Raw genomic sequence first — 11,143 nt, forward strand, 5'->3', positions numbered from 1 at the left:
GGGTGCCGCGTCCCTGCACGTACCCTTGGCGGGTATGACGAACACGCAGTCGCCGGCCGCCGCGCTGCTGGCCCGGGCGGGCGGTGTGCGGGGTTTGGTCCACACGGCGCTGCCGGTCACCGTTTTCGCGTTCACCTCCGCCGTGGCGGGGCTGGTGCCGGCCGTCGCGGCCGCGGTCGGCGTGGCCGTGCTGATGCTGGCGTGGCAACTGCTGCGCCGGGAATCGGCCCGGCCCGCGCTGTTCGGGTTCGCCGGTGTACTGGTCTGCGCGGCGCTGGCCTTCATCACCGGCCAGGCCAAGGACTTCTACCTTCCGGGCATCTGGATGTACCTCGGGATGGCCATCGCCTTCACGGTCTCGGTGCTCATCCGCAGGCCCCTGGTCGGGGTGATCTGGGCCCGGGTCACCGGCCGGGACGACAGTTGGCGCGGAATCCGCCGGGCCCGGCTGGCTTTCGACACCGTCACCGTGCTGATGGCCCTGGTGTCCTGGACCCGCTTCCTGGTCCAGTATCACCTGTACGACACCGACCAGGCCGAGCTGCTGGCCATCGCCCGCGTCGCCATGGGGTGGCCGGTGTTCGCCGTCACCTCCTCGCTGATCTACCTGGCCATTCGCACCGCGATCAGGGCCGTTCCGCACCCGGCCGACTGAGGCCAGCGAATTCCGGTGGGTATGAAGTGAGCGCCCGCGGGGTATCCGGCCGGGATGACGACGGCGGGTGTGCGGCTCAACGATCGCGACGTGGCCGAGGCCCAGCACATCGTGGGTGCGGTGGCCACGGCGTTCTCGGCCAAGGTGGTGGGCCAGGAACACCTGCGCGAATCGATGCTGCTCGGGCTGCTGGCCGGTGGCCACCTGCTGATCGAAAGCGTGCCAGGACTGGCGAAGACCACGGCGGCCCGGGTGATCGCCGAGTCGATCCACGGGGGCTTCCGGCGCATCCAGTGCACACCGGACCTGTTGCCCAGCGACATCATCGGCACGCAGATCTATGACGCCGCGGCGAACACCTTCGTCACCCAGCTCGGCCCCGTGCACACCAATATCGTGCTGCTCGACGAGATCAACCGTTCCAGTGCCAAGACGCAGAGCGCCATGCTGGAGGCGATGGAGGAACGCCAGACCACCATCGCCGGCGTCGAATACCCCATCCCCGAACCGTTTCTGGTCATCGCCACCCAGAACCCTGTCGACCAGGAGGGCACCTACCCGCTCTCCGAGGCGCAGACCGACCGCTTCATGCTCAAGGACATCGTCCGCTACCCGTCGGTCGACGACGAGGTCGAGATCATCGCCAGGATGGACACCGGCCTGTACGACAAGGACCATCACAGCGCCCCGGTCGTCGGCGTCGACGACATCCGCAGGGTGCAGCGCCTGGCCGGTGCCGTACACCTGGACCGCGCGCTCATCCAGTACGCCAGCACCCTGGTGGCCGTCACCAGGGCGCCCGACGGACACCTGCCGGCCAACATGGCGCGGTTGATCGAGTACGGGGCCAGCCCACGCGCCACCATCGCCTTCTGCCGCACGGCCCGCGCAGTGGCCGTGCTGCGCGGCCGCGCCCACGTGGTCCCCGAGGACATCGCCCACGTCGCACACCGGGTGTTGCGGCACCGGCTCGTCCTCGGCTTCGAGGCGGCCAGCGCCAGGATCACCCCGGATACGGTGGTCGACGCGGTGCTGCGGGCCGTCCGGGTGCCCTGACCGGCGATGGGCAAGCATCTGGACCGCGCCAGAGCGCATTTCGGCCGGGATGCCGGCGCACTGCTCGACGGCGGTCGGTACGCGCTGGTGCACACGCGCAGCCTCGAACTCGACGACCTGCGGCCCTACGTGCCCGGCGACGACGTCCGCGATATCGACTGGAAGGCCACCGCGCGGTCCGGCCACACCCTGATCAAGCGATTCGTCTCGGAGAAACACCACAAGGTGCTGGTGGTGGCCGACACCGGGCGCAACGTCACCGCATTGGCGCCGTCGGGCGAGCTCAAACGTGACGTGGCGGCCAATGTGATCGGTGCGGTCGGGCTCGTCACGCTGCCCCGATCCGACCAGATCGGGATGGTGGCCGGCGATGCCCGCGGCTGCGTGGACATCCGGCTGCGCCGCGGCGAGACGCACGTCGAGTACCTGCTGCACCGTTACCACCAGCACAGCACCAGCCACCCGGCACCCAGTGACATTGCGGTGCAACTGGATTGGGTGTCGCACCACTATCGGCACCGCATGCTGATCGTGGTGGTGGCCGACGAACCCGAACCCGGCCCGGCGCTCGGTGATGTGCTGGACCGGCTGACCGCCCGGCATGACGTGATGTGGGCGATGATCACCGATATGCCGGCGGTGTCCTCCGCCGACGACGAACGGTCGGGTTTCGACGTGGCCGGTGGCGGGTTCGTGTTCGGCGGTGCCGAGCTGGGGGAGACGGTGATCCGCGCTTATCGAGCGGCCGAACAGCAACGGCGGCAGGAAGTCTCGGAGTTCCTCACCGTGCGCGGCGTCGTGCACGGCGCCTTCGGCAGCAGTGCGGGCATCAGGACGGGACTGACCGGCATGACGGAGGTGTATGCCCGTGCCCGTTGATCTGCTCCGCTACGTCACCGGGCCGGAACCGTACTCCCGTACCTGGTTGTGGGTGGCGGTGCTCTGCCTGGTCGTCCTGGTGCTCTGGTACGCAGGGGTTTTCGTGTACACCGCACCCGGGCGGCGGCCGACCGTGCCGCTGCTGTCCGCCGCGCGCGACCAGCTGATCAAGCGGCGCGCCGCCCACGCCATCGGCTCGATCGCGCAGCGCTACCGGCGTGGTGAACTCGCCGCGGCGCCCGCGGGTGCGGCCGTCAGCCGCGAGGTGCGCAGGTTCTTGCACCGCAGCACCGGGCTGCGCGCCGAGTACATGCAGCTGAGCGCCATCGCGAACAGTGAACTTGCCCCGGCCGCACCGGTTCTCGCCGATCTGGTCGATGCCCAGTTCAACGCTTCGTCGGCGGTGGACGTCGGCGACGTCAGCGACCGGGCCGAAGAGCTGGTTCGCACGTGGACCTGAACTGGTGGGTGGTGGCGATCGCCGGGTGCGTGGCGCTGGCGGCGGTGATCGCCGCCGCGGCGCTGTGGCCGACGGCCGCCGGGCGCAGCCGGCTACGCCCACTGGCCAATACCGCGCGACTGACCCGGTTGCCGGAATATCGCCGCGCGGTGCGGTTGCGCACGCTGTGGCTGGCGGTGACGGCGCTGCTGCTCGTCACCGGTTTCGCCGCGGCGACGCTGGCGGCGGCCCGGCCCTCCGGTCTGCCGTCGGCGGCGAACGGCCACCTGGCACAACCGGCCGAGGACATCATGGTCTGCGCGGGCGCCCCGGCATCCGAACCGGCGGTGGCGGCGGTACTGCAGTACTTCGCCCAGAGCACACCCGGGTTCGGGGCGGAACGGATCGGACTGACGTCGGCGAACCGCCGGGTCATCCCGCTGACCCGCGACTACCAATATGCGGCAGCGCAATTCGCCACCGCCGCCCGCCCCGGTGCGGGGCTGATCGCGAACGTCTCCTACACCGACTACGCCGGGGATGTGGACGACGTGCTGGCCATGTGCCTGACCGGATTCCCCGACTTCGGTGAACCGGCGGGCAACCCGCGCTCGCTCATCTACGTCGGCCCCGCGGCGCTGCGCCAGTCCGGGGATCCGCGAGCCCAGCTGTTCACCGCCGACCGGCTCCGCGAGCTCGCCGAGACCGCCGCGGTGCAGGTGAACGCCGTGGTCGTCGGCTCGGACAACGGCACCCTGGACGGGCTGGTCCGGGCGACCGGGGGCTTGGCCCTACCGGCCGACGGGAACACCGCCGCGCGGGTGGCCGAGATCCGGGCCCACCCGCCCGCGGTGTCCGCCGTCGCCGAGGACGTGACCACCCGCACCGTGGAGTCCCCGGATATCCCACTGGTCCTCGCGCTGCTCGCGGTGACGGGGCTGCTGGTCTGGCCGAGGCTGGTGCGGCGATGAGGTTCCTGCCCGTCCTGCATCCCGTGCTGTTGCTGATGCTGACCGCGGTGATCCTGTGGTGCGCCGGCGCGGCGGTGTTGCGCATCAGATCCGCGGGGTGGCCACGGAAGGCGTTGTGGCGCTGGGCCGGTGTCACCGGCGCCGCGGCGCTGCTGGTGCTGGCCTGTGCGCGACCGGTGTTCGGCGACGATGTGCAGACACGCCCCGTCGGCGAGACCGCCCCGAACGTGTTCGTGGTGCTCGACCGGTCCTCGGACATGGCCGCGGCGATGGACACCGCGCGCGCCGATATCGGGGCGTTGATCGCCCGCTACCCTCAGGGCCGCTTCGCGCTCATCTCCTTCGCCGCCGAGCCCAGCCTGGACTGGCCGTTGTCCGCGGATACCTGGAGCCTGCGCCCGGTGGTGGCCGCGCTCCGCCCGGATCCCGAACCCGTCGACGGCATCGGCGCACCGAACCCCGGGGCGGCCGCCACCGTGCTGCGCTACCAACTGATCAGCGCCCGCCAACAGTATCCCCGCGCCGACAACCTGGTGTTCTATCTCGGTGCCGGCGCACCCGGAAGTGCTGCGCCGGCACGGGAATTCGATCTGCCGGCCACAGCCGTGACGGGCGGGGCGGTACTCGGCTACGCCGACACCGACGCCGGCACGCTACAGCGGATCGCCGGCCAGATCGGGGTGCCGTACCTGCCGCGCGCCGGGGCGGCGCCATTGGACCGCGCCGGGGCGGCGCCGTTGGACACGGTGCTACCCGACGACCCGCAGAACCGGCGGCAGACCCCCACCGAGGCCGCGGTGCGGCTCACCGAGATCTACTGGGCCGCAGCGGCCGTCGCGGGTGCCCTGTTGTTGGCCGAATTGTTCGCGATCCTGCGCGAGTTCCGGCGCACCCGTTCCGTCGACGTGGCGGCACTGCAATGACGGGGACCGGGATGACAGGGACCAGGAGGAAACTCCTGCTGTGGTCGGCGCCGGTCGCGGTGCTGCTGGCCCTGGTCGTGGTGAAGGCGCTGTCGGTGGTGATCGCCGGCGATTCGGCCGCCCGTAACTTCGCCGCGGGACGGCCCGATGCCCTGCGCACCGATGTCGCGGTGCTCGGTGCGCTCAACATCGTGGAACCGGCACGGGCGCACGTCGCCGCCGGCGGCCTGGCCGTGCTGGAGGACCGACTCGACGATGCGGATGCCGGCTTCGCGACGGCATTGGCGCGCACCGCGAAGGAGTCCTCCTGCCCGGTCCGGGTGGACCTTGAGCTGGTGCGCGAAACGCTGGGTGACCGGGCGGCCGGCAGGTTCGACGCCGAATCCGCAGCGGCGCACTACCGCGGCGCCCTCGAGGTGGTGCGACAGGCGCCCGAGCGGTGCTTCGGCGGCAACGCCGATCCCGATGCCGACCGCAGGGCGATCCGGGAGGCCGCGGCCGCCCGGCTGGAGGACAAGTTGCGCGCGGTGGCCGCCGCGCCGCCGCCACCTCCGCCCCCACCCGCCGTCGGGGCCCCGGCGCCGGCACCCGTCGGCGGGACGGCGCCCACCGAACGGGATCCCGGGCGGCAACTACACCCCGGCACCGGCGACCCGCTGGAGCGCCTGCAGCAGATCCTGCAGGACGCCAAGGGTTGACGGGCGCGTGAGGGCCGGTGCGCGCAAGCTCGAGCGTGTTGCGACGGCTTAACGATTCGGTTGTGTCTCGGTGTTGACGCTCGCGCAATTACCCGGGCCGTGGTCAGGTGGAAGGTGATGTCTACTTCCACGCTTTCCGTTGTCCGCCTGACCGCATCCGGCGTGGCGGGGCTGGCACTGCTGGCCGCCGCGGCCGGCCTGTCCGGGGCCGCGCCCACCGCCGACAGCCAGGGTTATGTCGACTCCACGGCGCGGTGTTCCGCCCCCGCCGTCGCCGTCCTGTTCGGCAGCACCTCCAGCTCGCGCATCGCCATCTGCAAGGACGCCACCGGCGGGTACGAGTACCGCGGTGTGCGGATCCGTGACGGCGCCAAGCTGGTGCTGACGGCCACCGCGTCGGACGGCGGCTACGTCGCCGAGAGCGACGGGGTCACCTACACCGTCACGTCCAGCACGCTGAAGGTCAGCACCGGCGGCACCGTCCTGCGCAACGAGCCGTTGACCGATGTGCACGAACCGCAGGGCACGGGGGCCACCTCGAGCTCATCCACGAGCGCCACCACGACGGTGACCACCACGGTGACCTCCAGCACGCCGACCTCCACCACGCCGCTACCTCCCCCGCTGCCCGCCGAGGTGGGTTCCCGCTGACTGCTTTATTGGCAATGATTACCATTAAGCGGTGCTCGTTGCCTCGCGACTGCCGCTGTGGGTCCCCGATCTCGACGAGATCCGCGACGGCGCCCTCCGCCTGACGGTTCCGCTGGTCGAGGACGTGATCCAGATCGGGCTGGGCGGGCGGTACGACGTCGGCGGGATCGACGTGCTCAAGTGGCCGGCCGGGCTGCTGGTGCGCCGGACCGATGGCCGGCCACTGCAGGCGCGGATCATCCGGGACGAGCCGGTCACCGTGCTGCGCGCGCCGGTGCCGCATCTGGCGCTCAGCCGGGTGGCCCCGGGATGGTGGCTGGCTCCCGATGCCGTGCCGGTCGGCCGGGCGCAAGATCTGGCGCAGCTGGTGCGCACCATCGCCACCTTCGGGCGGGCCAAACAGGATGGTGCGACGGCGTCAGCCGCAGTATGAGTGCGTGGCGAAAGCCAGTGCCTGCCGGTAGTCGGGGTCCAGCCCGAATGTCGCCCCGGCGTTGTCCAGGGCATCTCGCAGCGCCGCGGGGCATGCCGGTGAGCGCAGCAGATCCCGTTGCGCGCCAAGCTCGGTGACGATCGTCGTGTTCAGGGCGTCGATACGGGCCCGCGACGAGGACAGGTCCGGCGCGGCCGTCGGTGCGGCGGCGGGGTCGAGTTTCCACTCCGAGAACCGCCGGTATTCGACGGCTTCGGTCGCGTGGATCTGGTCGGTGAAGATGCGGGTGACGTAGTCGGCGTCGACGTCGTGGCCGCCTGCGGTGGCGGTGACGGCCGTGAGCACCTGCTGGACCCGCGCCGGATCTTCGATATCGCCGTGGGTGATCCACTTGACCGCGGCGACCGGGTCGGCGGTCTGCAGCCGTTGGGTCGCGGCCGACACCAGGGGGTCCAGCGGGCTGGGGGCGGCGTTCGCCGTACCGGCCGGCGCCAGCACGGCGACGGCCGCCAATGCGGTGAGGACGGCGCCGCGGACGATCATGGTCGCAGTGCCACCGTGCCGGGCTCGGCGGCCACCGCCAGCAGGCGCTGTGCGCGGTCGAGCAGGATGCGATGCAGGTCGGCGTCGGAGACGTCGCTGAGGTGCGGCTCGGTGGTGCTGCCGAAAATGCCGGCAGTGAGCATCCCGATGGTCACGCGCGTCTCGACGTCCACCGTCGGGCCGATCAGCAACTCGCGCAGGCGATCACCGCATTCCTCGAACTCCTTGTGGGCCCGCACCAGCTCCAGGACCGCGGGGTCACCGTAGAACATCGTGCCGATCCGGCGGTGCCGGATCGCCATCTCGACGAATCCGCTGATGGTCGCGTCGCGGCGGGACTCCGGGTTGGAGATCGTCTCGGCGACGCGCACCAGGCGGTCCATATCGTCGAAGACCGGACGCACCACCGACAGCACGATGTCGTCCTTGGTGTGGAACTGGTAGTAGATGGCGGCCTTGCTGACCCCGAGGTGGTCGGCGATCATCTGCAGGGATGTGCCGTTGACGCCTCGCTCGGCGAACAGATGCAGGGCGGCCTCGAGAACGCGCTCACGGGCGAAGCCGCGTTGTGCCACTGGCTTGGCCATGCGACCCGCCTCCTTTCCTCGGTCGAGCTTGTGACCTGCCGCGCATCTTCGCACGGGCAGTATCCGGCATCACAGACTTTGACGCTCGCCTTGTCCTAACTTAGCCGATTGGCTAATCTCGTCCAGTCGACTAGCTAGCCTAAGTGAGGCTGTTCACCATCGGACGGAGTCGGGGCGATGAACGTGTTGAAGCGGGCGTGGATACCGCTGGTCATTGTGGTCGTGGTCGCCGTCGCGTCGTTCACCGTGATGCGGGTGCGGACGTTCTTCGGCACCGGTCCCGGTTACGTCTCGACCGAGAACAGTGCGTCCGACGAGAGCGAGCCGTTCGACCCCAAGGTCGTCAAATACGAGATCTGGGGTGAGCCGGGCGCGACGGCCAACATCAACTACATGGACCTCGACGCCAAGCCGCAGCGGGCCGACAACGCCCCGCTGCCGTGGACGTTGACGCTGAGCACCACCGCCCCGTCGGTGTTCCCCACCATCTCCGGGCAGGGTGACGGTTCCACGTTGTCCTGCCGCATCACCGTCGACGACGAAGTGAAAGACGAACGTACCGTCGACGGTGTCGGCGCCCACACCTACTGCTTGGTGAAATCCGCATGAGTGCACCCCGAAACGATATGCACAACGATCCACCGACGGATCCCTTCAAGGCCACGCCGCACGCCACCGACGGCGATCGTCGTGGCATCGCGAAATGGGTTCGCACGCTTGCCGTTCCGATCATCATCGGCTGGATAGCGCTGGTCGCCCTGCTCAACGTCATCGTCCCGCAGCTCGAAGAGGTCGGGCAGATGAAGGCGGTGTCGATGAGCCCGGAGACGGCGCCATCGGTGATTTCGATGAAGCGCGTCGGGCAGAACTTCGACGAGTTCAAGTCGAACAGCTCGGCGATGGTGGTGCTGGAGGCCGATCATCAGCTCGGGGATGCCGAGCACAAGTTCTACGACGAGATGATCAAGAAGCTGGAAGCCGACACCAAACATGTCGAGCACATCCAGGACATGTGGGGCGACCCGCTGACGGCGGCCGGCGCGCAGAGCGCCGACGGCAAGGCCACCTACGTTCAGGTGTACACCGCCGGTAACCAGGGCGAGTCGCTGGCCAACGAGTCGATCGATGCCGTGAAGGCGACCGTCGACGGCATGACCGCGCCGCCCGGGCTGAAGGTGTACGTCACCGGTCCCGCGGCGATGACGGCGGACCAGCAGATCGCCAGCGACCGCAGTCTGCGGGTGATCGAGGCGCTGACGTTCGCGGTGATCATCGTGATGATGCTGCTGATCTACCGATCGGTGGTATCGGTTCTGCTCACCCTGGTGATGGTGGTGCTGGGCCTGGCCGCCACCCGAGGAGCGGTGGCGTTCCTCGGGTATTACGACATCATCGGGCTTTCGACGTTCGCGACGAACCTGTTGGTGACGCTGGCCATCGCTGCCGCGACGGACTACGCGATCTTCCTGATCGGGCGCTACCAGGAGGCCCGCACCAGGGGGATGGACCGCGAGGCGGCCTACTACGACATGTATCACGGCACCGCGCACGTGATCCTGGGCTCGGGTATGACCATCGCCGGTGCGACGTTCTGCCTGCACTTCACCAAACTGCCGTACTTCCAGTCCCTGGGCATCCCATTGGCGGTCGGCATGGTGACGCTCGTGTTCTGCGCCCTGACCCTGGGCCCGGCGATCATCTCGGTGGCCACCCGGTTCGGTAAGACGTTGGAGCCCAAGCGCAGTGCGCGCATCCGCGGCTGGCGCAAGATCGGTGCCGTCGTGGTGCGCTGGCCGGGACCGATCCTGGTGGCCACGATCGCGCTGTGTCTCGTCGGCCTGGTGGCGCTGCCCGGATACAAGACCAACTACAACGACCGTAACTACCTACCGGACAACCTTCCCGCGGCGCAGGGCTACGCGGCGGCGGATCGGCATTTCAACCAGGCGCGGATGAATCCGGAACTGTTGATGATCGAAAGCGATCACGATCTGCGCAATTCGGCGGACTTCCTGGTGATCGACAAGATCGCCAAGGCGGTGTTCCGCACCCCGGGTATCGGTCGGGTGCAGGCGATCACGCGGCCGCAGGGCACCCCGATCGAGCACACCTCGATCCCGTTCCAGATCAGCATGCAGGGCACTTCTCAGAAGATGAACGAGAAGTACCAGCAGGACATGATGGCCAACATGCTCAAGCAGGCCGACGACATGCAGGTCACCATCGACAACATGACCAAGATGCAGAGCATCACGGTCCAGATGGCGGCCACCACGCATTCGATGGTCACCAAGATGAAGAACATGACCGTCGATGTGGCCGAATTGCGGGACCATATCGCCGATTTCGACGATTTCTTCCGGCCGATCCGCAACTACCTGTACTGGGAGCCGCACTGCTACGACATTCCGTCGTGCTGGGCGATCCGGTCGATCTTCGACACCCTGGACGGGATCGACACCATGACCGACGACATCCAGCAGTTGATGCCGGACATGGAGCGCCTGGACACGTTGATGCCGCAGATGGTGGCGTTGATGCCGTCGATGATCGCGACGATGAAGAACATGAAGACCTACATGCTGACGATGTATCAGACCCAGAAGGGCATACAGGATCAGATGTCGGCGATGCAGGACAACTCGTCGGCGATGGGCGAGGCCTTCGACGCGGCCAAGAACGACGATTCGTTCTATTTGCCGCCGGAAACCTTCGACAATCCCGAATTCAAGCGGGGCATGAAGAGTTTCGTGTCGCCCGACGGGAAATCGGTGCGGTTCATCATCAGTCACGACGGTGACCCGATGAGCCCCGAGGGCATCTCGCACATCGAGGCGATCAAGCAGGCCGCCAAGGAGGCGATCAAGGGCACCCCGCTGGAGGGTTCCAGGATCTACCTGGCCGGTACCGCCGCCACCTTCAAGGACATGCAGGAGGGCGCGAACTACGACCTCATCATCGCGGGCATCGCCTCGCTGTGCCTGATCTTCATCATCATGCTGATCATCACCCGCGCGGTGGTGGCCGCGGCGGTGATCGTCGGCACGGTGGTGGTGTCGCTCGGGGCGTCGTTCGGTATCTCGGTGTTGCTGTGGCAGCACCTGCTGAACACACCCCTGCACTGGATGGTGCTGGCGATGTCGGTGATCATCCTGTTGGCCGTCGGCGCGGATTACAACCTGTTGTTGGTGTCCCGGTTCAAGGAGGAGATCCATGCCGGGCTGAACACCGGCATCATCCGGTCCATGGGCGGTACCGGATCGGTGGTCACCTCCGCGGGCCTGGTGTTCGCGTTCACCATGATCTCG

13 protein-coding genes are annotated in these 11,143 nt (G+C 68.5%); 11 read left to right on the forward strand and 2 right to left on the reverse strand.

The annotated features are described in order from the left end of the window. Positions 1-34 precede the first annotated feature (34 nt). The 9 genes from BN977_RS15270 (at position 35) to BN977_RS15310 (ending at position 6,705) form a co-directional block, all read left to right on the forward strand. The gene (locus BN977_RS15270; RefSeq protein ID WP_036398113.1) at positions 35-655 is read left to right on the forward strand and encodes a DUF3159 domain-containing protein; all 621 of its coding nucleotides are present in this window, start codon (positions 35-37) and stop codon (positions 653-655) included. A gap of 54 nt (positions 656-709) precedes the next feature. Next, complete coding sequence (locus BN977_RS15275) at positions 710-1,711, forward strand: AAA family ATPase (RefSeq protein ID WP_036398115.1); 1,002 nt, start codon at positions 710-712, stop codon at positions 1,709-1,711. A 6-nt stretch (positions 1,712-1,717) separates the two neighbouring features. Then, positions 1,718-2,590, forward strand: a complete 873-nt coding sequence (locus BN977_RS15280; protein WP_024453321.1) for a DUF58 domain-containing protein — start codon at positions 1,718-1,720, stop codon at positions 2,588-2,590. Next, complete coding sequence (locus BN977_RS15285) at positions 2,574-3,050, forward strand: hypothetical protein (protein ID WP_227456292.1); 477 nt, start codon at positions 2,574-2,576, stop codon at positions 3,048-3,050. The genes BN977_RS15280 and BN977_RS15285 overlap by 17 nt, the downstream gene beginning before the upstream one ends. After that, a complete protein-coding gene (locus BN977_RS15290; RefSeq protein WP_024453323.1) occupies positions 3,041-4,000 on the forward strand; it encodes a hypothetical protein in 960 nt (319 codons plus the stop codon). Before BN977_RS15285 ends, BN977_RS15290 begins: the two co-directional genes overlap by 10 nt. Then, positions 3,997-4,923, forward strand: coding sequence for a vWA domain-containing protein (locus tag BN977_RS15295; RefSeq protein ID WP_036398117.1), 927 nt, complete (start codon positions 3,997-3,999; stop codon positions 4,921-4,923). The genes BN977_RS15290 and BN977_RS15295 overlap by 4 nt, the downstream gene beginning before the upstream one ends. An 11-nt stretch (positions 4,924-4,934) precedes the next feature. Beyond that, a complete protein-coding gene (locus BN977_RS15300; protein WP_234709572.1) occupies positions 4,935-5,621 on the forward strand; it encodes a hypothetical protein in 687 nt (228 codons plus the stop codon). 117 nt (positions 5,622-5,738) lie between these two features. Beyond that, positions 5,739-6,272 carry a hypothetical protein gene (locus tag BN977_RS15305; protein WP_036399225.1) on the forward strand — a complete coding sequence of 178 codons (534 nt, stop codon included), beginning with the start codon at positions 5,739-5,741 and terminating at the stop codon, positions 6,270-6,272. A gap of 31 nt (positions 6,273-6,303) precedes the next feature. After that, on the forward strand, positions 6,304-6,705 hold the full coding sequence (locus BN977_RS15310) for a hypothetical protein (protein WP_036398120.1): 402 nt from the start codon (positions 6,304-6,306) through the stop codon (positions 6,703-6,705). Here BN977_RS15310 and BN977_RS15315 read toward each other — a convergent pair. Beyond that, positions 6,691-7,248, reverse strand: coding sequence for a chorismate mutase (locus tag BN977_RS15315; protein ID WP_036398122.1), 558 nt, complete (start codon positions 7,246-7,248; stop codon positions 6,691-6,693). The two genes, BN977_RS15310 and BN977_RS15315, sit on opposite strands and share 15 nt — an antisense overlap. Then, positions 7,245-7,835, reverse strand: coding sequence for a TetR/AcrR family transcriptional regulator (locus BN977_RS15320; RefSeq protein WP_036398124.1), 591 nt, complete (start codon positions 7,833-7,835; stop codon positions 7,245-7,247). The genes BN977_RS15315 and BN977_RS15320 overlap by 4 nt, the downstream gene beginning before the upstream one ends. A 177-nt stretch (positions 7,836-8,012) precedes the next feature. On the opposite strand from BN977_RS15320, the gene BN977_RS15325 reads away from it, so the two are divergent. Together BN977_RS15325 and BN977_RS15330 are read left to right on the forward strand one after the other, a co-directional pair. Next, a complete protein-coding gene (locus BN977_RS15325; RefSeq protein ID WP_036398126.1) occupies positions 8,013-8,444 on the forward strand; it encodes an MmpS family transport accessory protein in 432 nt (143 codons plus the stop codon). Further along, the coding region (locus BN977_RS15330) for an MMPL/RND family transporter (RefSeq protein WP_036399227.1) at positions 8,441-11,143 on the forward strand (2,703 nt) is incomplete at its 3' end. The genes BN977_RS15325 and BN977_RS15330, both read left to right, overlap by 4 nt.

It is taken from the genome of Mycolicibacterium cosmeticum (genome assembly GCF_000613185.1).
GTDB lineage: Bacteria > Actinomycetota > Actinomycetes > Mycobacteriales > Mycobacteriaceae > Mycobacterium > Mycobacterium cosmeticum.

Excerpts from the sequence above, each read along its gene's own strand:
- BN977_RS15270 (WP_036398113.1), top strand. The coding sequence starts at position 35 with ATGACGAACACGCAGTCGCCGGCCGCCGCGCTGCTGGCCCGGGCGGGC.
- BN977_RS15300 (WP_234709572.1), top strand. The coding sequence starts at position 4,935 with ATGACAGGGACCAGGAGGAAACTCCTGCTGTGGTCGGCGCCGGTCGCG.
- BN977_RS15325 (WP_036398126.1), top strand. The coding sequence starts at position 8,013 with ATGAACGTGTTGAAGCGGGCGTGGATACCGCTGGTCATTGTGGTCGTG.
- BN977_RS15275 (WP_036398115.1), top strand. The coding sequence starts at position 710 with ATGACGACGGCGGGTGTGCGGCTCAACGATCGCGACGTGGCCGAGGCC.
- BN977_RS15305 (WP_036399225.1), top strand. The coding sequence starts at position 5,739 with ATGTCTACTTCCACGCTTTCCGTTGTCCGCCTGACCGCATCCGGCGTG.
- BN977_RS15280 (WP_024453321.1), top strand. The coding sequence starts at position 1,718 with ATGGGCAAGCATCTGGACCGCGCCAGAGCGCATTTCGGCCGGGATGCC.
- BN977_RS15295 (WP_036398117.1), top strand. The coding sequence starts at position 3,997 with ATGAGGTTCCTGCCCGTCCTGCATCCCGTGCTGTTGCTGATGCTGACC.
- BN977_RS15320 (WP_036398124.1), bottom strand. The coding sequence starts at position 7,835 with ATGGCCAAGCCAGTGGCACAACGCGGCTTCGCCCGTGAGCGCGTTCTC.
- BN977_RS15285 (WP_227456292.1), top strand. The coding sequence starts at position 2,574 with ATGCCCGTGCCCGTTGATCTGCTCCGCTACGTCACCGGGCCGGAACCG.
- BN977_RS15315 (WP_036398122.1), bottom strand. The coding sequence starts at position 7,248 with ATGATCGTCCGCGGCGCCGTCCTCACCGCATTGGCGGCCGTCGCCGTG.